Genomic DNA, 20494 nt, shown 5'->3' with positions numbered 1-20494 from the left:
GGCAGCATGACTGCGCTACTGCGGTCGACTTGCTTTACTTGACTCAGACGGCCCCGTTACCGAAGTCCTGACCCTAGGGTTACATTGCGGAGGATGAAGGCAAGCACGGAGGCGGGAAGATCTCTTCCACCCACGAAACCACAATTGGTTACGACACCCCGGTAGGCCGTCTGGCTCAGAATGTTTGCAAGCGTCTTGCCACCAACGGAATCGGTCACGCGGTGACAACACAGAACCAAATTTGTTCCCAAGCTACGGTTAGAAGTTCAGAGCGCTTTCGAGATCATGCAACCCTACCATCAGCATCATGGGGTCCAATGGCGAAGATAGGAAGCCGACCGCCTCATAGGGGATCCGCGCGCCATTGGATATTGCAAGCACCAGCACGCCGCGGATGCCCAGAATTTCCGCGGCGTTAAGCAGCCGCGAGCCTGCGTCGCGCACTTACGCTCTGGCCATGCCTCGCCCCTGATAAGCCCCATAAATGGCGAGGCGACCAAGCACTGCAAGCGGAACTGGTCTGGTATGTTGCGCGGAAAACGGCCCGGCGCTTCCGGCTGGCTGACCGCACCGGAGGCGAGCGCGTAGTGGGCGGTGACACTGCCTCCCTCACCCACGACGAACATTCGCGACGAAGCATCCACCTCGCTCAGTCCGTATTGAATGGCTGACTTACAGGCTCCTGCTGGTTGAGATTGGAAGACGTGTACTCGGTCGCTGCTCTAGCACTAAAGACCTGGCGCCGTTCTTCGGTGATTTCCAAGGCCCGGATGGCCGCCCTTGCCGCATCGAGGCTCGCTTCCAGCTGCGCCTGCCTCTTGCGCATTGCGAGCATCAGTGCCGAAACCACGAGAACCTCGGCTGTTACTATGACAACTGCTCCGATAACACCTTCGACACCGAGCAGAATCAACGCGACAGCGCCTGCAAACATTGCAACTGCGCTGCAACGCAGAGTGCGGTCACCCTTAAGGAAAAGCACTGCCGGCAGGGTCGCCAGCAAGACCATAGCGGCACCGGAATCGACCAAAATAGACTGCGAAACGAATTCGATGAGGGTGTCCATGGCTAACCACAGCTCGCTGAAACCGCTCAAGTTTAGCGCCTGATCAACCAGCAACTCAACCGGAGCCCATCGGTGTCTACTAAGGCTATCATCAAAGCTTCACAAAAGATGTCTATTACTCCGATACGCAAGCTTGCCTCGGCAGGCCGCGGCACCTTTGCATCGTCGGCGGATTTTCCTAGGCTGGCACCCAGCGGCCACATCCTGCCTTACCACAATAGCGGTATGCGCCATTAGCCTTTTGGCGTTGCGATCGGCCGAAAGTCTTCTGGCCGCCTCATCCATTGCATCATTTCGCTACGCACTAGTGCTGATGGCACGGATATCAGCGAACCTGATATGTTTTTTCAGGTGGCCGGGGAGTTTAATCGGTCGACGGCGGAGCGGGATGACTTGGACACGCAACGAGTTGCGTGCAGGTGCGGCTGACCGTTGACCCCCCAATGCAAGTTTACTGCAGACCCTTCCGCCGGTGCAGCACGGGCGGAACGTATCGTTGCGGATATTTGAAGGGATTTGAAAATGCAGGGCTCGAGCGACCGTGTGACTGTGGCACCGGAACCGGCGCTGCTCGACGTGAGGGAGATTATCGACTTTCTTCGCCGGCGCTGGAAGTTCATATCGTGCACAGCCGCCGTCACTCTGGGGATCTTCATCGCAGCTTCGCTCGCCATCACGCCATCCTATACAGCGTTTTCCAGAATACTGCTCGATGCTCCCAAGGACTATATCCTGTCTCAGGACGCCGGGCCTGAACTACGCGACAACTCCACATTCATTGAAAGCGAAATCGCCGTCTTGACGTCTGTTTCGCTGCTTCAAAAGGTGGTCGAAAGCGAAGATCTGGCGGACGAAAACCTCGATGCCGAGGCGTTGGCATGGCTTGCGAGTGCTCTTGAAGTGTCTCGGGTCGGGCTTGCAGATGTTATCGAGCTTTCCGTAACCTCCCATGATCCCGAACAGGCTGCTCGTCTCGCCAATGCACTTGCTGAGGTCTATGTGCAGGACCGTATCGAGTCACGCTATGCTGGCGCCAAGAAGGCTTCCACATGGTTGAGTGAAAGAGCAGGAATTCTGCGCGAAGAGCTCAGCCGTTCGGAGAATGCTGTCCAAAGGTTCCGTGCGGAGCACAATCTCCTCGCAACACAGTCGGGCAGCCTAACAGGACAGCAATTGTCCGAATTGAACATCGCCCTCATCAACGCACGCGCAGAACTGGCAACGAAGCGCTCGAAGTTCGAGCAGGCACAAAAGGTGCTTCGCTCGGGCGGCGATGTCCAGACCTTACCCGACGTGCTGCAGTCAGACGTCGTCAGCGCGTTGCGCGCGCAGGCGGGCGTGGTGACACGCAAGGAAGCAGACTTGCGGTTACGCTACGGCGAACAGCATCCCGACGTGATGGCCATCCAGGCCGAGCGCCGCGACATCGACCAGCAGATTTCTGCCGAGATACAACGGCTCATTGGTAACCTCAGAAACGAGGTGGAAGCGGCCGAAGCGCGGGAAGCGGCTCTGTCTCGAGCGCTGACGTCTGTTTCAGGACAGTCGGCGGTTGAAGACCAGGTCGGCGTACAGCTGCGCGACCTGGAGCGGATCGCGGCAGCAAACAAGGAACTCTTCCAGACGTTCCTGTCGCGCGCCAAGATCGCTGAGGAAAAATCAACACTGCTCAGCAGCGGTGTGAGGGTCATTACGCACGCCGGCGTCCCGCTCGCGCCGAGTTTTCCGAACAAGGCGCTGTTTGCGGCCGTTGGTTTGGTCTTGGGCACCGTCCTTGGGGGCGCCGGGGCACTTGTGCGCGAGCTGTTTTCGTCCGGCTTTATGGCAAGGCGCCAAGTGGAGGAAGCCTTGTCGGTACCGGTTCTTGCCTCCCTGCCGCGCATGACGGAATGGTCGAAGACGAAGTCCAGGGTGCAGCCGGTGGCGTATCTGGAGCATCGTCCCCTGTCGCGCTACAGCGAGGCCATTCGACGATTGCGCCTGGGTCTTGGCGGCATGCCCGAGGTCGACCATGCACGATCTATCACGCTCGTAACCTCAGCGATGCCTGGCGAAGGCAAGACGACCCTGGCACTAAGCCTTGCTTACTCAGCTGCCGCAGACGGCGAACGCGCGCTGGTGATCGATGCCGACCTCAGGGTTTCAGCCACCACTGCCTTCTTCGGTATGACGGAGAGTATCGGCCTAGTCGATCTCTTGACGTTGCCCATCGATCCGGCCAAGGCGATCCACCTGGATGAACGCTCCGGTATTCACGTTCTACCTGCCGGCGCGAAAACGATGAACCCACCTGCCCTTCTCGCCTCCATACGGATGCGGTCGGTCCTCGACGAGTTCCGGCGGACCTATGACACGGTGATCATAGATGCTCCGCCGGTCGGCCCGGTGGCAGATGCCTCCATCCTTGCCGGGCATGCTGACAAAGTGGTGTTCGTCGTCAAGTGGCGAGACACGTCTCGCGAAGCCGTCACAGAGGGCATTCGATACCTGGGCGACCAATCCAAGATCGCCGGAATTGCTCTGACGATGGTCGAAGGCCCGAAACTACCCAAATACGGCCGCTATGCGTCTCTCGACGGCGGTGGATATGACGGCCGCTATTTGAACTGAAAGGTAAAACAACGGCTTCTCTATAAAATATAAATTCGATTTTCCAAGAAGACGCGCATCAAAACTACAGATACGGAGACAACGACAAATTTATCAAAGTCATTTCGCTCTATTCAATAATATTTACAAGTTGAGGTGGAGAGATGCTGACGGAAGACGCACACAATGGTTCCTTTTCAGGGCAACCGCACGATGGTCAACTAGAACGCTGGTACGTCGTGCAGACACACCAACACTGCGAGAACCTGGCCGAAAGGCACCTGTCCCTACAAAATTTCCGAACCTATCTGCCAAAAAGGCGCCGAACCGTTCGTCATGCGCGCAGGATAACAACCCAATGCGCCGCCTATTTCGATGGCTATCTTTTCGTCTCGCTGGATATTCACCGGCAGAGATGGTCGCCGATCAATTCGACTGTCGGAGTACGCAAGCTCGTGATGAGCGATCGCAAACCGATACCCGTCCCCTATGGCGTCGTTGAGTCTCTGATCTTGGCCACCGACGAAGAGGGGTTCCTACACCCAAACAATATATTTCAAGCCGGAAAGACGATAAAGGTTTCAATCGGTCCATTCATGGATCAACTAGGCACGCTTGAATATGTCTGTCGCTCTGGAGCTGTCCGTGTCCTAATGTACATTATGAACCGTGCCGTGCCGATTTATATAGACAGAGACAAATGCTTGGTATTAGACTGACACGAAGGAACTTTATATTTAAAGTTCCCCTTCTATTCATATTTACCGCATAGATTTTCGTAGCAAAGAGACAGGCCGAGTCACCCTCGGTGCGGCAGCTTGCGCAGAATTGCGTAAGCACAGAGCAGGCTCAAACGAATGACGACTGCACGCTGGTGTATCTTGGCCGGCACTCCCGAGAGTTGATCTGGAATACGCTGTCGTCGTCCTGCGCCACCAGGGCCGACTTTCATCTTAGATTCACATCGACCCCTATATCCATCCGACTAGAAACCGTGAACTGCTCAGGCGGCGCCCATGAAGTCGCAACCCATGTCCTCTTGGCCAGGAAACGCCGTCGCAAAGGACGCAGCACCTTCAGCGGCAAGCGGTCGGCGTCAGTCGGTATCGCTGAAGCACGACCAGACCGATTACCTGTTGCCGCTGCCCCAACCCCAGTTGGCGACAGCGGCAGAGCTGTTTACCGCTTTGGATGCGGCGAACATCCGCTATGGCATTGTTCAAGATCTGGGAACCCTGCCACAAGCCCTCGCTGGGCGTGACGACATCGACATGCTTCTCGACAGGCAAGATTATCGAGCCTTTTGCGCGATCATGGCGCGGCTGCACGGTCTGCGTAGCGTGAGCCTCTCCTGCTACGACAATGTTTGCGACGGACGGGAAGACTGGTTCATTCCTGATTTTTCTAGCAGCGCCTATCTGCATATCGACCTTCATGTCGGTATCCGCGTCGGCTGGGAGTTTCGCAAACGCTATCTGGCATTCGACTACGGGAGCATCTCGCAGTGGGAGCGCTTGTCCTTCGACGGAATATCCATTCCTGTCGTCTCATCCATGGACGAAATTCGATTGGCGCTTGGCCGTTTCGCGTTTCGTCTGTGGGCATGGCCATGGACACGATGGGTTGCTATACCCGGCAACTGGCAGGATGATATCGCGCGCCTTCCCTCCTCAATGCAGGGTGAAAGCGTCATCCAGTTCGATGGCGGCCGCAACAGCAGGATAAGCTGCAGAATTCGGCCGGGCGTGGATGGCATCGAGGTTCACCGTGGTGACCTCGCACGGCTGCGTCGCTCAATCCGACACCGGTGCGGATTTTCTAGCGGCAGTGCATTGACGGATGCAACGGTCCATCTGATCCGCAAAGTGTCCTATTTGTTGCTGAGAGTGTTGGAGCAGCTTCTACCGGGCGGCGTGCCATCAAAGAGACGTGCCTCGGCAGGAGGGCTGGTCGTGGCTCTCGTTGCCCCGGATGGACTTGGCAAGACGACCCAGACAGCTTTGCTGAAAAAGGTCTTTGCCTGGAAATTTGGCTGCGAACAGGTTTATGTCGGCACCGGAGAAGGCAATGGCTGGTGGCTTCGCAAGGGTCTACAGAAACTGCTTGCACCCCGCAAAGGCCAGTTCAAGGCGTTGATCCGACACGAGCGCAAAGCACAAAGCGGCGGCGCGAAGAGCAAAGTGATGGCATCTGGTTTGGCCCTATGGGGTATCCTCATAGCAATCGAAAGATATTTCGTCGTCAAACGTGCGCACCGATGGGCGGCACGTGGCCTGATCGTTGTTTGCGACCGGTGGCCGCAGACGCTTCGCAAGGGGTACCTGGACGGACCGATGATCCCATCGAACTTGCCTGCCATTCCCGGATTGGCGGCGCTCGCCAGGTTCGAAGAATGGCTCTATCGCAAGATGGCCGAATGCAAGCCGGACCTGACCCTTCACCTCGTATCCGATTTCGCTGTCTCGCAGAGCCGGAAACCAGGCGAGATCAGCAAGGAGGGGTTTGAGGCGCGAATGTCGCTGATGGCAGAGCTTCGAGCACGCGACGAACACATCAGGGTCGTGGACGCAAGCGCCGATACCGAAACCATCAACCGAAATCTCTTCAAGCAGATCTGGTTGTTGCTGTAGGGCGCGACGCTTCAGCGCAAAAGCCGCAGCAGTTCCAAAGCGCACGACACATCAGCCGCCACAGGCAGACTACGCCCGTATCCCTTGCAGCGTGCCGGCTCAGGGGCGCAAGCGCCCATGGGAAATGCTGCCCCTCCCAGCTATTGGCTAAGCTGCGAAAGGGCTGCGCGGCTGTCATCGAAGTCACGGAGATCAACGCAAATGAGGATCGTTCACGTGTTGACCCGCCTGTATCGCGCAGGCTCGGAGGAGAATACCTTGGCCTGCTGCCATGCTCAGGTCAAACACGGCCATGAAGTCTTGCTGGTACATGGCAACGAGTTCGATCCGAGCTTGCAGGCCACCGCCGCCAAAACCATGCGCGTTGTCGCCCTTGACGCGCTTGTCCATCCGATATCCCCTTCCAAAGATGTGATGGCCCTGACCCAGCTCTGGAGGCTCTTGCGCGACTGGCAACCAGACATCGTTCACACTCATCAGAGCAAGGCTGGCATCATAGGTCGTCTGGCCGCTAGGCAGGCACGTGTTCCAGGCATTATCCACGGCGTTCACATCCTACCTTTCGTGCAGGTCAGCAAAGTTCAAAAACGGACATTCCTGGCAGCCGAGCGCTTGACAGCCAAGTACACGCGCGCCTTTATCGATGTCAGCCAATCGATGCGCGATATCTGCCTCCACCACCATATCGGCAGCCCTACACAGCACTACGTCGTTCATTCGGGTTTCGACCTGACACGCTTCTCTCAAGCCAAGTGGCCAAAGGAAACCCCCCAACTTCTCGGCATGGCGCCCGGCGAAAGCAAGCCGCCGGTGGTGTTGATGTTGGCGGCGCTCGAGCCCAGGAAGCGTCATATCGAGTTCATTGAAGCATTCCCCCAGGTTGTCGAACGCGTTCCAGAGGTGCAGTTGATACTTGCTGGAGAGGGCCCGGCGCGGGCAGAGATCGAAGCCGCCATCGCACGTTCGCCGGTGGGCCGACATATCCACCTGATCGGATATCATTCTGAGCCAGAAAAGCTGATCAGCCTGGCCGACGTTTGCGTCCTGACGTCGATGCGCGAAGGGCTGCCACGCGTGGTCATGCAATATCTTGCCGGAGGCCGACCCTGCGTCGTGTCGGATCTGCCGGGGCTTGGGGAAGTCGTCAAGCATGGTATCAACGGCATCGTGACGCCAGCGGGAGACGTGAACGCTGCCGCTGCAGCTGTTGGTGATGTCCTTGAGTACGAGCCGCTTCGCGCCCATTTTGCCGAGGGAGCAAGACACACCGACCTCACATCCTGGGGGATCGATGCGATGTGTGATAGCGTCGAGACGGTCTACCAATCCGTTCTTGCGACGCTACCGTCGACCGCGCCTTCCAAGGCGCAGGTTCATCAATCGCAATGGCACTAGCATAGACCGACTTTGCGCTTTGCGCAGTCAGCGCTGCCAAGGGCAGCATCCACTTTCTTCTTTCAAAGGCGATAGGCTCGTCCCGTTTCCACTGGGAGATACATCGTGACTCAAATACCCCTCGAACCCACTCGTACATGGCACAGGCCAATTTCGCTCCAGACGGAGCAAATCAAGAATCGATACGTGCGTCGCTGCGTGTTGTGCTCGCTCGCAATGCTCAGTGACCTATGCATGATCGTTGCGGCAGCAATCGCGGCCGACGCTGCCAGCCTGGAACCGTTTGGTCTCGACCGGGATCCTAAGCTCGCTTTCGTCGTTTTGCCCACCTACCTGGTCGCAGCCTGGGGGCTTGGCACTTATCATTTGCCGGTCCTGCGTACAGTCGCGACCTCCATCCAAAAGAGCCTAGTCTCGCTCGTAGCAGCGACCGGCTTCTCGCTGCTAGCTGCACATGCCTTCAATGCTACAGGCAACTTTCTGACCCAAGAGACGGTTCTCTTCCTTGGCCTTGCAGCCGTCGGCCTTATTGTTGTTCATTGGAGCATAGCGGCGGGGTTGCGGCGCCGAGAGGATCAAACTGAGACGACGGTCGTTCTGCTCGGCGACCACAGCGTTCGCTCAAATCGTCTGCCCGATGTCGCGGTGACCATCAACGTTCGAGCGCGCGATTGGCAGCCGGTCGAGTCCGATCCAAACTTTCTCAATGATCTGGCGCTGGCCGTCGCGGACGCAGACCGTATTGTCCTTTCGTTCAAGGCTTTGAAGGAGCAGTTGAGATGGGCGAAGCTACTCGGCGAACTCGGATTTGAAACGGAGTTGCTCGAACCCAGTCTCGCCGGGCTCAAACCATTGGCGCTCCGTTACTTTGACTCTACGCCAACCCTGGTTGTTTCCACGGGGCCGCTGACATTGCACAAACGCATCTTCAAGCGCGCCTTCGACCTGTTGTTCGTGCTGTTGGCAGCCCCCGTAGTCGCACCCCTCATGGCCATTCTCACCATACTTGTGCGCATGGACTCGCCGGGTCCAGCATTCTTCGTGCAAAAACGCATAGGAACCAACAACAGATACTTCAACTGCATCAAGTTCAGAACCATGCGGGTCGACCTGGCAGACGCCGTCGGCAACCATCTTACTGAGCGAAACGACCCTCGGATAACGCGGCTAGGGCATTTTCTGCGCCAAACCAGCCTTGATGAACTGCCTCAACTTTGGAACGTCCTTATGGGACAAATGAGCCTTGTCGGTCCCCGGCCCCACGCCCTCGGGGCATCCGCGGAGGGCGCGCTTTACTGGGAAGTGGTTCCCGATTACTGGCATCGGCACTCGATGAAGCCCGGCCTGACCGGCCTCGCTCAGATCCGCGGCTATCGGGGGCCGACTGAAAAGCGATGCGACATCGAAAGTCGCGTTGCCGCCGACATCGAATACATCCACAGCTGGTCACCATGGTTGGATGTAAAGATCCTCTTCAGGACGATCCGGGTCCTTGTTCATAGCAATGCATTTTGAAGTGTTTCGCGACCTGTCACGCTCTAAGCGAAGGAGGAGGCGATGAAACCGCTTGTCGACAAGACCTATGCCTCAGCCCCGCTCGCAGGCAAGGATCGTGGCTCTCGGCAATCCGTTCGCGGTTATCTGTTGCTGCAAATTCTTGCGGTTGTGGTTGCCTTGCTCGCAGCGAATTTCGCCCGCGCCGAAGATTATGTCCTCGACAGCGGGGATGTGGTGCGCATCTTGGTCTTTGGGGAGGCAGCCTATCCGTTAGAGGTGGTGGTCGATGACCGCGGCACCATCGCGCTGCCGCTGCTCGGAGACGTTCGGGCGCGTGGCCTGACGCCCTCCGCCCTTTCCGAGGATATACGCCGTGCGTACCAGCAACGAAAATTGATCCTTGCCCCATATGTCAAAGTCGAAATTGGGCAATATCGGCCGTTCTTCATATCCGGCGCAGTCGCCCACCCTGGCTCCTACCCCTTCCAGCCGGGGATAACCGTTCGGCACGCACTGGCGCTCGCTGGCGGCTTCCGTCCAACAACAGCCGGGGCAACCGTACCGGCGCTGCAGATCGCCGATCTGCGCAGCGAACGCGCCAACCTGATGATCGAAGAGTATCGCTTGAAGGTTCGCCTTGCCCGGCTCCACGCAGAGAGCAAGCTGGTCGACAGAATAGTTGTCCCGATTGATCCTCCGGCTGAACTTGGCCAGGGTTTGATTGACGATATCATATCGACCGAGCAGGCACAGCTGACGGCCCGCCTGACTGCATTCCGCGACGACATATCGTACCTTCAAGCTTCACTTGCACGTTTGAAGAAGGAAGCCGAGCTGCTGGCAGGCGCCAAGGGAGAACGGCAACAGACGGTCAAGAGCCAACTCGATGAATTGGAGGCCGTCCGGACACTGCGACAGAAAGGTCTGATTACCAACTCGAACGTGATGGCGTTGGAACGTGCGCACAACAACTACCGCCTCGACCTCGCTCAGTTCGAGATGCAGCAGACTAGGCTTCAGCAGGACCTGCTCACCATGGAGGGCGAGCTTCGCAAGAAACATCAGGAACACGAGTTCCAGTCGATTTCAGATACGCAAGAGACACAGGTTCAACTAGCCAAGTTAGGAAGTCAGCTGAGATACCTGTCCGACAAGCTGCTCTTCGTCTTCGAGTATGGCGAGCACCGGACACTTGAAGACCTGCAGGGTTCGGTCAGGATCGTGATCTTCCGCCGCGGGCAAAAAATCGGCCAGGAAGTGGCAGCCGACGAGAACACCGCTGTCAATGCAGGCGACGTCATCGAAGTCTCCGTTGTGGCGAGCAAGGACTTCTACTCGTCGGCGGCGGCATCCCGTCCGAATCCGGTAGCCAATGTAGATAAGAAAGCCTTCTGAGATGGAGGCGATGTGCCATCGGCCGTTTCAAGGGGCAATGCGCGCGCTTTGCGCCGCGGCCCAAGCACGAGCAATCCGGTCAGGGAACCCAATTGCACCGTCATGACGGCAAGCAACGTCAGCAAAATCACTGCCAGCACGCCGTCGATTTCTCGGTAGTGAACCAAGTAAATCGGTGAGACGAACAATACGAGAATGGACGCAAGGAAGATCCAGGCAACTCGCCTGAAGCATCCTCCAAGAAAACCGATCGTCAAAAGGATCGCGAGTTCTAACATCGATCTCCCCTCATGCTCACTCCTTCGTCAGAAGCCGCAGATAGCGTCAGGGGCAAATATCGCAGCGAGCATCGGCAAAATTAATGACGGCAGTGCGACAGTAGCACAAGTTTCGGCTTGCAGTGGTCGTTTTCGGAGCTTCTGGGCGGCCGAGATGCGTTAGATATGGTTTTCAGCGGCGCAAATATCGCAGGAACTCTGACTTTCCTTTCCGGGGCGGCCGTCGTTTTCCTGGCAAATTACTTGCGCGCGGCACCTCGTCGTCGAACGACACAGGCCAGACCGTCACAACTTCTGCTTGGGGCGCGGCGACGATCACACCGGTCGCGCGGTCGCCGGACCCCGGTCACGGCCTTGCAAGTGGCCGGTGCAGTCCTGTTTACACTTGCGCTCGGCCGGATCGTTTACGAGTTCGTGCCTGCCAGCGGCGCGTGGAAGGCGGCAAGGACCGAGTTCTCCGTCATTCCATGGCGCGCCTGGCTGGCGAGCATCGATCGCAGCGCCGCTGTCATCCGGGATCAATTTACCGAGTTGACGGGCGTCGCTTTGCACGGCCTGCTGCTATGGCTGGCGGTCACAGCACTGGGTTTGTTGCTGATGATCGTACCGCGGCTGCGAAGGGGCCGGGTCGCCGTCGCCAATGCGTCGCCCACAGTCCTTTCGGCTGCACAACGGCCCGCGGCAGGCACGGAACTTGCCAGCGGACTGCGTTCCTGCCGCAGCGCACTTGCAGGCGTTGCGATCTTCAGTGGCGTCAGCAACATCCTTATGCTCAACGGCGCAATTTATATGCTGCAAGTCTACGACCGCGTGCTACCGAGCCGAAGCGTGCCAACTCTGGTCGGCCTGTCGATTCTAGCTGCAGCGCTCTTCCTTGGGCAGGCGGTCATCGATCTCTTGCGGGGACGCATCATGACGCGGATCGGCGCTGAACTGGACGGAGCCGTGTCAGGGCGTGTCTTTTCCGCCATTGCGCGTCTGCCACTCCTCACTGGTCAACATGGCGACGGTCTGCAGCCGCAACGAGACCTCGACAGCATTCGCACTTTCTTGGCCAGTCCTGGCCCCAATGCACTTTTCGAACTGCCGTGGCTGCCCGTCTACATTGCAATCATCTGGGGATTTCACCCGACCCTCGGATTAGTCGCAATCGGTGGCGCGATCGTATTGGTGGTCCTGACGATCACGACCGAGATGCTGACGCGCAAGCCGGCGGGCGCTGCAACATCCTCTGGGATTCGGCGCAACACTCTTGCTGAAGCCAGCCGCCGCAATGCCGAGGTGCTGGCGGCCATGGGGATGCGACGACACTTGCATGAACAATGGCATGAAGCGAGCCGCGAACACATCGCCCACCAGCAGCGCGTCAGTGATGTTGTTGGGGGCCTCGGCAGCCTGTCCAGAGCGTTGCGTCTGATGTTGCAGTCGGCCATGCTGGGAATAGGGGCATGGCTGGTGATCCATGGTGAAGCGACTGCCGGCATCATCATCGCAGGGTCGATCCTCGCAGGCCGAGCTCTTGCGCCTGTCGATCTCGCAATAGCACATTGGCGCAATTTCATCTCGGCGCGCCAAAGCTGGCGAAGGCTCCGCCAGTTGCTTTCACGGCTACCTGAAGAAGACGCGCCGATGGCTCTTCCAGCTCCACGCTCCAGCCTCACGGTGGATCGCGTCGCCGTCAGCGCACCCGGCACGCAACGGCTGATCGTGCAGGGCATAGAATTCCAACTCGATGCAGGCGTCGGGCTTGGCGTGATCGGCGCGAGCGGCTCGGGAAAGTCAAGTCTCGTGCGTGCCCTCGTCGGTGCTTGGCGACCGACGATCGGCCGCATAAAGTTGGACGGGGCCGCACTCGAACAATGGCCGCAAGGGTATCTCGGGCGCTACATCGGTTACCTGCCGCAGGATGTCGAGCTTTTCGCAGGAACGGTAGCGGCCAACATCGCTCGCTTCGAGCCGGCCGCTGATGCCGATGCCGTCGTTGCAGCCGCCCGATCCGCAGGCGTTCATGACCTGATCGTCAGTCTGCCCAATGGATACGAAACTCAGATTGGTGAAGGCGGCGCAGCACTGTCGGCCGGGCAGCGACAGCGCATAGCCCTTGCCCGCGCCCTTTATCGCGATCCGTTCCTCATCGTGCTCGACGAGCCAAATTCAAACCTCGACACGGAGGGCGAGATTGCCCTTGGCGATGCCATAAAGAGGATCAAGGCTCGCCGCGGGATCGTCGTGATCGTGACGCATCGGCCAAACATCCTCGCTTCCGTCGACCTGGTCTTGGAGATGAAAGAAGGACAGATGCAGATGTTGGGGCCACGCGAACGTGTGCTTGCAAAACTCGTCCCGTTGCAGCCAGCCAACAATGATGGCCTCAAGCGTGTCGCCACACTGCCCAAACTTCCGAATTGAAAGCGGCCAAGACTATTGCCGAGCTTAGAATGCACGCACCCCACGCCAACCGACGCTCAATTCGCCGCAACCTGCTGGGCGGCGTGACTGTCATCGCCCTGCTCTTCGGCGTCGTCGGCGGTTTTGCTGCCACGATGGAGATCTCGGGAGCAATCATTGCCCATGGTGTGGTGGTCGTTGCATCCAACGGCAAGAAGGTCCAGCATCCGACTGGCGGCATTATCAGCAAGATCTTAGTGCGCGACGGTGCGCATGTCGAAGCCGACGATCTTCTCGTGCAACTCAGCGACGTCGTGCCTCGCGCCAATCTCGCCTTCGTCACGAAGAGCCTGGACGAGCTCTATGCCCGAAAGTCACGCCTCGAGGCCGAACGTGACGGCGACGAGCGGTTGAAGATCGCTCCGACATTGCTTGCACGGTCGAGCGATCCGCAAGTCGCAACACTTGTCGCCAACGAGCGGCGGCTGTTCGAGATACGTCGCCTCGAGCGATCCGGCAACAAGGCGCGGCTTCGCGAGCGCATCGAACAACTCCAGAAGCAGATCGAGGGCTACCTGGCGCAAGGAAAGGCCAAGAGCAAGGAGATCGAACTGATCAGGCAAGAGCTCGAGGGCATTCGCGATCTTGTCGAAAGGAAACTCACGCCGCTGTCGAAGTTGACGGCCTACGAACGAGACGCCACCCGGATTGAAGGCGAGCGGGCACAGTTGATTGCCAGCACAGCACAGGCTCGAGGCGCGATCGCCGAGGTGCTCCTCCAGATCCTGCAACTCGATAAAGAGTTCTCAAGCGAGACCGGGAGCGAACTGCGTGACGTCGACGCCAAGATCGCCGAGTTCGAGGAACGCGAGGTGACAGCCAGGGATCAACTGCTGCGCATCGATATCCGCGCGCCGGCAAGCGGAACCGTCCACCAATCGGCGGTGCACACCATCGGCGGCGTGATCGGCGCTGCCGAGCCGATCATGATGATTATTCCCGATCACGACGTCTTGGCGATTGAGGCAAAGATTGCCCCTCAGGACATCGACCAGGTTCTGGTCGGGCAAAACGCGCTTCTGCGCTTTAGCGCCTTCAATCAGCGTATCACACCGGAGTTCCAAGGTGTTGTGTCGATGGTTGCGGCAGACGTGACGCACGACCAGCGTACCAACGAGAGCTATTACGTCGCACGCATCACGCCAGAGCTCGATAGTCCGGCAGAGGCAAATCCCCTGCCCCTCGTTCCCGGCATGCCGGCCGAAGTGTTCATCACGATCGGGGACCGGACGATGATCTCATATCTGATGAAACCGCTGTCAGACCAGATGATGCGGGCATTCCGGGACCAGTAAGCGTCTCGCAAACCATCACTGTCGTTTCCCAAGTCCGTTAATTCAAGAGAACGAGGGTTGCCGTGATCGCGAACAAACTCAGACCCCCGATATTCCTGATTGGCAACTACCGGTCAGGTACGACGATCACACAGAAATTGATTGGCCTGCATCCCGACGTGGTAACCTGGTACGAGCCGAGAACACTCTGGCTCTATGCAGATCCGGGGCGGCATAGTGACGTGTTCACCGAGCGTGACGCTACGGAAAGTGTCATCCGCTACATCCGCGGCCGCTTCCTTGAATTTCAAGTGAAGAACGGCGGCCGGCAGATCATGGAGAACACCCCGTCAAACGTCCTTCGCGTATCCTATGTGCATGAAATTTTCCCGGAGGCGACGTTCCTCTTCATCACCAGAAATCCGTTCTCTTACATCAGTTCCATGGAACTGAAGTGGCAGCGGACGAAAACGCTGAAGGGCATCAGGAGAACGCTTTCGACCACCCCCGTAACGCAACTGCATCACTATGTGGGTGCGTTCATCCGACAAATGTTTGTCAAGAAGATCCTGAGACAAAAGTATGCGCCGATCTATGGCCCGAAATACGAAGGGATCGATCAGGATCTGAAAGAACATGACAAGCTGACCGTGATTGCCCGCCAGTGGGCACGCGGCAATCGTCGGGCCAGAGAGGATCTGGCTCGGCTCGGAGCGGGACGGGTGCTTTCCTGTCGCTACGAGGACCTGATGCGGGATACCGAGACGACTTTGCGCCGCATCTATGACCACTGCGGTCTTGCCTGCAGCGATGATATCCTCCATGCCGCCAGAGAGATGGTCGACCCCACCCGCCAGGAAAAATGGCTTCGTTTCGATCGCGATCAATTGCGCGCGATCCTGCCGGAGGTCGAAGACGAGATGCGCGTCTACGGTTACGAGGTTCCGCCTCAACTTCGATCCGAGAAGGCCGCTAAAGGGGTGCGCGAGGCGCGCTCGCCCAGTGAGAGCAGGGCGTGAACGGCATGCGACAGGGGCTGGCAAAGCGAAGTGTCGTCGGCATGTTCTGGACGGGATTATCCATGGGCGCCCTTGCCGTGGCGGAGGTTGTCGCGCTCCTTGTGCTCGCCCGGCTCCTTTCTCCCCCTGAGTTTGGGCTTTATGCCGCCGCCCTCATCATCGTCAAGCTGGCGACCATCTTCGAAAATCTCGGTGTGGCGCCGGCAATCGTGCAGCGGCCCGAACTCGACGACCGTCACCTCCGGGTCGGCTTCACGCTGTCCTTGACACTCAGCCTCCTGATCGCCGCGCTGGCCTGGCTGGCCGCACCGGCGATTGCGCATGCGATGCGACTTATGGAACTGGTACCCGTAGTGCGCGCCACAAGTGTTGTCTTCCTTTGCCAAGGTGTCGCTCTGGTGGCACAAGCCGTTGCCCAGCGAACGCTTCGGTTCGAGTGGCTGGCAGCAGTCGATGCGATCACCTTTACGATCGGCTTCGTGGTCGCAGCACCGCTCATGGCCCTGGCAGGCTTCGGCATTTGGGCGCTTGTCGGTGCACTTGTGACCCAGAACATTCTGCGCGCGATTGTGCTTCTTGTCGGCCAGCCGCATCCCAAACGGCTCCTGTTGGAGCGGCGTGCGGCAGGCGAGCTGCTCTATTTCGGTGGCGGGTTCACCATAGCCCGACTGTGCAACTACCTCGCAACCCAAGTGGATAAGCTCATTGTGGGGCGCTGGCTCGGGGCGGAATCGCTCGGCATCTACTCGCTGGCGTCTCAGCTCATGACCACACCGGCAGTCATCATCGGCCAAATTCTCGATCGAGTACTGTTTCCAACGATGGCGCTCGTGCAACAGGAGCCCGCCCGGCTCGCCCGCGCCTATCGTAGTGCGGTAGCTGCCTGTGCTCTTGTGGTGCTGCCAGCAAGCGTCATCGTCGCGATCACGGCGCCGGAGCTCGTTTTGGTCCTGCTCGGCCCGCGATGGAACGCGGTCGTCGCCCCCCTACAGGTTCTGGCCGTCGGCATGCTGTTTCGCACAAGCTACAAGCTTAGCGATTCCATCGCGCGTGCGACCGGTGTCGTCTACGCAAGGGCGTGGCGGCAAGCAATCTTTGTCGTCGCTGTCGCGACTGGCGCCTTCCTCGGACGCTTCTGGGGTGTCACGGGCGTCGCCGCAGGGGTCGTCGCTGCCGTCGCGACCAATTTCCTACTGATGGCGCATCTCAGCTTGCGCGTAACCGGGATCAGGTGGTCCGATTTCATCGGCGCGCATGCGCCAGCGCTTGCACTCGCAAGCGTCGTTGGCGTCTCTGCCTGGATCACGGTGGATCAAATGCGCCTGTTGGATGTGTCACCGCTGATCCTTCTCCTCAATGTCGCGATTGCAGCGGGTGTGACGGGGCTGATCTCGTGCTGGCTGCTGCCGACGTTGTTCCTTGGGCGTGACGGCCAGTCGATGCTTCGCCTGATCGCCGGCTTGGCGCCGGCTTGGCTGCAGCGCAGCGGACCAGGATAAGGAGGCAGCAATCCGGTCATCGGCGACGTGCCCGACCGACGAAACACCAGCGTTCAAGTTTTATCCCCGCGAGCTGATCGAGCGACGCCGTCCTGCGCAACGGCGGCGCTCCTTCCGCCGCGGGCTTCGGCATTCACCCCGGAGCGCGGCCCTGGCCGTGCATCCACATTGAACGCGTACCAGCAAAGGCTGGCTCAGAGAGCCACCTCGATTAAAGGAGATACGACATGACTAGCTTGGCTCGGTTTCCTAGCGTCAAACAGCTCTTGGCGGACATCGACGTCGACTATGGCCTGACGGGCGATGGATTGGCCGATGACGGTTCTGTGAACTTGACCGGCATCCCCACTGCGGATGAGCTGGCGGAATTCATCCAAAGTATCCTGCGAACGGTGTCTTTCGAATGGAGCAGCGATTGGGACCACTGGCCCATCGACCTTGATCCGTGGTGCCCGCCGCAAGACGACGGCGTCGGCGACGCCACCGCGCAGACAGAAGCGGGATTGGCGAGGAAGAGTGCGGACAGCGAAGCTGCAACCCTGATGACCGACGACGGCGGGGAAGCGGCAGCGACAATGAGCATGCAGAGTTTTGCTGCTGCAATCGCGTCGACGACGATTGAAACCCGCATCGCCGGCGCCGCCGACGACGCGGAGGAAAAGGCCTCCGGTTCAATAACCGGCAATGTCAATGATCTGGAGCTTGGCTTCGACGACAGCACGCGTCAAACGGTCGGCCTTCGTTTCACCGGGATCGATATCCCGAAGGGAGCGATTATCACCAACGCCTACATCCAGTTCACGGCCGATGAGGTGAACACGGGTGCCATTTCGCTACTGATCCGCGGGCAGGACTCGGACGACGCCGCCGCGTTCACCACCGTGAAGTTTAACGTCTCGTCGCGACCAACCACCGACGCATCGGTCGGCTGGACGCCGGCGGACTGGACGATACGCGGCGAGGCTGGAGCCGGCCAACGCACGCCGGACCTCAAAGCGATCATCCAGGAGATCATCGATCGTGACGGCTGGCAGGCATTGAACGACATCGCGTTCGTGATCACCGGTACCACCGGCACACGCACCGCCAAGTCCTTTGACGGCAACGCTGCGGCGGCGCCGCTGCTGCACCTGGAATACTATATTCCGACGGCAAGCGCCCCGGTTGCCTTCAACTCCCCGGCGGACACCAACTCCGCCGCCAACCAGATCGCCGAACTGGCCGCCGTAGGGGCGGTCGTTGGCATCACCGCTTCAGCCAGCGATCCCGACGCCAGCGACACTGTGAGCTACAGTATTGACGATGCGCGTTTTTCGATCGATGCGTCGACCGGCGTCATTACGCGTTCGGGCGTCGGTGTCCTCGACTTCGAGACCCAGACGTCGATCACCCTGACGGTAACAGCGACATCGTCCGACCTCAGCACAGCCACCCAGACCTTTACGCTTGGCATTCTCAACAGCCAGGAGCCGGTCGCCTTCAACACCCCGGCCGATACCGACACGGCCACCAACCAGATTGGCCAGAACGCCGCCGCCGGCACCAAGGTCGGCATTACCGCGTCGGCAGCCGACCCGGATGCCGGTTCGACCGTCAGCTACAGCCTCAACGATACCCGCTTCTCGATAGATGCGGGCGGTATCATCACCCGCTCGGGCACAGGAACGCTCAATGCGCAGTCCCAACCAACGATCACCCTGACCGTCACGGCCACCTCGTCCGACGGCAGCACCGCCACTCAAGACTATAATGTCAACGTGACGACCGGCATCCCCAGTCCCCCAACGTCCGTGACGCTCATGCATACCGTTCTCACCTCGCAATGGTCGCCGGCTAGCCCCGATCCATCGGGGATCACCTACATTTCCCATCTCGGCACCTTGATGATCTCCGATGCTGAAGTCGACGAGATGTCGATCTTCCAGGGAAAGAACCTCTTCGAAATGAGCCTCAACGGCAGTTTGGTCAGATCGCTTACGACCACAGCCTATTCAGACGAGCCAAGTGGGGTTGCCTACAACCCGACCAACAAGCATCTCTATTTCTCCGACGACACCGGCACGAAGAGCATCTACGAACTCGACCCGGGATCGGACGGCCTGTACAACACCACCGATGACATCGTGACCTCGTTCAGGACATCGAACTTCGGCAGTTCCGACCCGGAAGGCATAGCTTACGACACAAAGCGTGGCGTCCTTTATCTCGCGGACGGCAATGCCAGGATCTACACGATTAATCCGGGCGCGAACGGCAGGTTCGACGGAGTGGCGTCCTCGGGCGGCGACGACGTGGTCACGAGTTTTTCGATCGGCTCGCTGTCCAACGGAGACCCTTGTGTCGAGTATGATCCCGTTCACGACCTTCTCTATGTCGTCAAGTCACGCACCCAGGTGGTGATGATGTCAACCACCGGAACGCAGCTGGGCACACTCGACATCTCCGCCGCCAATGCCCGCAAGGTGGCGGGGCTGGCGCTTGCCCCGAGCAGCGACGATGGAAACCAGATGAGCCTCTACATCGTCGACCGGGGTGTCGACAACGACTCCAATCCGAACGAGAACGACGGCAAGCTCTACGAGTTCCGGCTCGACCATTGGCTGCTTGCCTGATCGCCGACTTGCATCGCTGTCCGTTAAGGCAGGGAAAACCAAGGAAGCGGCCCGCCTTCACTTTCCACCGCGAAGGAAGGCCGCTCACCTCCAAATCTCCCCTGCCACCCGCATGTTGCGGAAAGGAGGTCGAGCATGTCCAAACTGTCCCACATTCCCTCTGGCCTGGACGACCCAAGCCTGCTTGCGATCGAGTTCGCGCTGAGTTTTGACGTCGCCGGCGGTTACGTTTTCGAGGACAGCTTCCAGTATCGATTCGGGATCGCCCGGCCGGTTGCGATGCAGCCGCGATCGATGACGGACATGAGCGAGAACTGGAATAGTGCCGCGAACGTCGATCGCAACGATCACTCATCTCTGGATCCCGACCGGGGCGGCGCTGGATCGAACGCCGGCGCCGCGTCAACCAATACCTTGGCCGCCAGGGACGCCGGCGGGCAAGCGTCCGGCAGCGACGCATCAAAGAGCACGCTCCGTTCGTTCGACGAAACCACATCAGAACGTGCTCCCAGCACGGCCCGCGCCGACGCCGCAACACTCAGCAGTGAGAACGCCAGCACTCTGGCCGCTCCTTCGATCTTCGAGACGAGGGTGGCGGCAAGCGCCGACGACGCAGAGGAGCGGTCGACTGGCTCGATGTCATTGAGCAGCAGCGATCTTGAGCTCACCGTCGATGACGGCGTTGGCCAGGCCGTTGGCATCCGCTTTATCGGCGTCGACATTCCCAAGGGCGCGATCATCACCAACGCCTATATCCAGTTCACCGTCGATGAGGTGAGCACGGGCACGATT

General features: G+C 59.1%; 14 protein-coding genes and 2 pseudogenes. 12 read left to right on the top strand and 4 right to left on the bottom strand.

The features are described 5' to 3' along the window. Positions 1 to 74: 74 nt before the first annotated feature. From MKZ91_RS30890 to MKZ91_RS30880, 3 genes and pseudogenes are all read right to left on the bottom strand, one after another. A pseudogene (locus MKZ91_RS30890) lies at positions 75 to 212 on the bottom strand (oxidoreductase); the annotation flags it as partial. A gap of 46 nt (positions 213 to 258) precedes the next feature. Next, positions 259 to 444: an acetyltransferase gene (locus MKZ91_RS30885; RefSeq protein WP_336174821.1), complete on the bottom strand. Its 186-nt coding sequence runs from the start codon at positions 442 to 444 to the stop codon at positions 259 to 261. A gap of 205 nt (positions 445 to 649) precedes the next feature. Beyond that, entirely contained in the window at positions 650 to 1096 is a 447-nt protein-coding gene (locus MKZ91_RS30880) for a hypothetical protein (protein WP_336174820.1), read from the bottom strand. 492 nt (positions 1097 to 1588) lie between these two features. On the opposite strand from MKZ91_RS30880, the gene MKZ91_RS30875 reads away from it, so the two are divergent. From MKZ91_RS30875 to MKZ91_RS30850, 6 genes are all read left to right on the top strand, one after another. Then, the gene (locus MKZ91_RS30875; RefSeq protein ID WP_336174819.1) at positions 1589 to 3676 is read left to right on the top strand and encodes a GumC family protein; all 2088 of its coding nucleotides are present in this window, start codon (positions 1589 to 1591) and stop codon (positions 3674 to 3676) included. A 143-nt stretch (positions 3677 to 3819) separates the two neighbouring features. Continuing rightward, positions 3820 to 4374, top strand: coding sequence for a transcription termination/antitermination protein NusG (nusG, locus tag MKZ91_RS30870; protein WP_336174818.1), 555 nt, complete (start codon positions 3820 to 3822; stop codon positions 4372 to 4374). 297 nt (positions 4375 to 4671) lie between these two features. Further along, the gene (locus MKZ91_RS30865) at positions 4672 to 6285 is read left to right on the top strand and encodes a hypothetical protein (protein ID WP_336174817.1); all 1614 of its coding nucleotides are present in this window, start codon (positions 4672 to 4674) and stop codon (positions 6283 to 6285) included. Between the two features lie 201 nt (positions 6286 to 6486). After that, positions 6487 to 7680, top strand: coding sequence for a glycosyltransferase (locus MKZ91_RS30860; protein WP_336174816.1), 1194 nt, complete (start codon positions 6487 to 6489; stop codon positions 7678 to 7680). Between the two features lie 234 nt (positions 7681 to 7914). Further along, positions 7915 to 9195 carry an exopolysaccharide biosynthesis polyprenyl glycosylphosphotransferase gene (locus MKZ91_RS30855; protein ID WP_336174815.1) on the top strand — a complete coding sequence of 427 codons (1281 nt, stop codon included), beginning with the start codon at positions 7915 to 7917 and terminating at the stop codon, positions 9193 to 9195. Positions 9196 to 9237: 42 nt separating this feature from the next. After that, entirely contained in the window at positions 9238 to 10572 is a 1335-nt protein-coding gene (locus MKZ91_RS30850) for a polysaccharide biosynthesis/export family protein (protein ID WP_336174814.1), read from the top strand. On the opposite strand, the gene MKZ91_RS30845 is transcribed toward MKZ91_RS30850, so the two are convergent. Then, complete coding sequence (locus MKZ91_RS30845) at positions 10509 to 10850, bottom strand: hypothetical protein (protein ID WP_336174813.1); 342 nt, start codon at positions 10848 to 10850, stop codon at positions 10509 to 10511. The two genes, MKZ91_RS30850 and MKZ91_RS30845, sit on opposite strands and share 64 nt — an antisense overlap. A gap of 597 nt (positions 10851 to 11447) precedes the next feature. Between MKZ91_RS30845 and MKZ91_RS30840 the strand changes: the two genes are divergently transcribed. The 6 genes and pseudogenes from MKZ91_RS30840 to MKZ91_RS30815 form a co-directional block, all read left to right on the top strand. After that, positions 11448 to 13259 (top strand): type I secretion system permease/ATPase, encoded by a 1812-nt coding sequence (locus MKZ91_RS30840; protein ID WP_442892377.1) that lies wholly within the window; start codon positions 11448 to 11450, stop codon positions 13257 to 13259. Between the two features lie 29 nt (positions 13260 to 13288). Next, positions 13289 to 14593: an HlyD family type I secretion periplasmic adaptor subunit gene (locus MKZ91_RS30835; protein ID WP_336174812.1), complete on the top strand. Its 1305-nt coding sequence runs from the start codon at positions 13289 to 13291 to the stop codon at positions 14591 to 14593. 62 nt (positions 14594 to 14655) lie between these two features. Next, positions 14656 to 15591 (top strand): sulfotransferase family protein, encoded by a 936-nt coding sequence (locus MKZ91_RS30830; protein ID WP_336174811.1) that lies wholly within the window; start codon positions 14656 to 14658, stop codon positions 15589 to 15591. A gap of 5 nt (positions 15592 to 15596) precedes the next feature. Further along, positions 15597 to 17090: an oligosaccharide flippase family protein gene (locus MKZ91_RS30825; RefSeq protein ID WP_336174822.1), complete on the top strand. Its 1494-nt coding sequence runs from the start codon at positions 15597 to 15599 to the stop codon at positions 17088 to 17090. A gap of 266 nt (positions 17091 to 17356) precedes the next feature. Further along, positions 17357 to 19702 carry an RTX toxin gene (locus MKZ91_RS30820; protein WP_336174810.1) on the top strand — a complete coding sequence of 782 codons (2346 nt, stop codon included), beginning with the start codon at positions 17357 to 17359 and terminating at the stop codon, positions 19700 to 19702. 135 nt (positions 19703 to 19837) lie between these two features. Beyond that, positions 19838 to 20494 (top strand): annotated as a pseudogene (locus MKZ91_RS30815) (hypothetical protein); the annotation flags it as partial.

It is taken from the genome of Ensifer sp. MJa1, from assembly GCF_037026475.1.
Classification (GTDB): domain Bacteria; phylum Pseudomonadota; class Alphaproteobacteria; order Rhizobiales; family Rhizobiaceae; genus Ensifer.
This window is presented reverse-complemented; position numbering and strand designations above follow the sequence as displayed.

Bases quoted from the DNA above. Each gene is read 5' to 3' on its own strand.
- MKZ91_RS30875 (WP_336174819.1), top strand. From the start codon at position 1,589: ATGCAGGGCTCGAGCGACCGTGTGACTGTGGCACCGGAACCGGCGCTG.
- nusG (WP_336174818.1), top strand. From the start codon at position 3,820: ATGCTGACGGAAGACGCACACAATGGTTCCTTTTCAGGGCAACCGCAC.
- MKZ91_RS30865 (WP_336174817.1), top strand. From the start codon at position 4,672: ATGAAGTCGCAACCCATGTCCTCTTGGCCAGGAAACGCCGTCGCAAAG.
- MKZ91_RS30860 (WP_336174816.1), top strand. From the start codon at position 6,487: ATGAGGATCGTTCACGTGTTGACCCGCCTGTATCGCGCAGGCTCGGAG.
- MKZ91_RS30855 (WP_336174815.1), top strand. From the start codon at position 7,915: ATGATCGTTGCGGCAGCAATCGCGGCCGACGCTGCCAGCCTGGAACCG.
- MKZ91_RS30850 (WP_336174814.1), top strand. From the start codon at position 9,238: ATGAAACCGCTTGTCGACAAGACCTATGCCTCAGCCCCGCTCGCAGGC.
- MKZ91_RS30845 (WP_336174813.1), bottom strand. From the start codon at position 10,850: ATGTTAGAACTCGCGATCCTTTTGACGATCGGTTTTCTTGGAGGATGC.
- MKZ91_RS30840 (WP_442892377.1), top strand. From the start codon at position 11,448: ATGATCGTACCGCGGCTGCGAAGGGGCCGGGTCGCCGTCGCCAATGCG.
- MKZ91_RS30835 (WP_336174812.1), top strand. From the start codon at position 13,289: ATGCACGCACCCCACGCCAACCGACGCTCAATTCGCCGCAACCTGCTG.
- MKZ91_RS30825 (WP_336174822.1), top strand. From the start codon at position 15,597: ATGCGACAGGGGCTGGCAAAGCGAAGTGTCGTCGGCATGTTCTGGACG.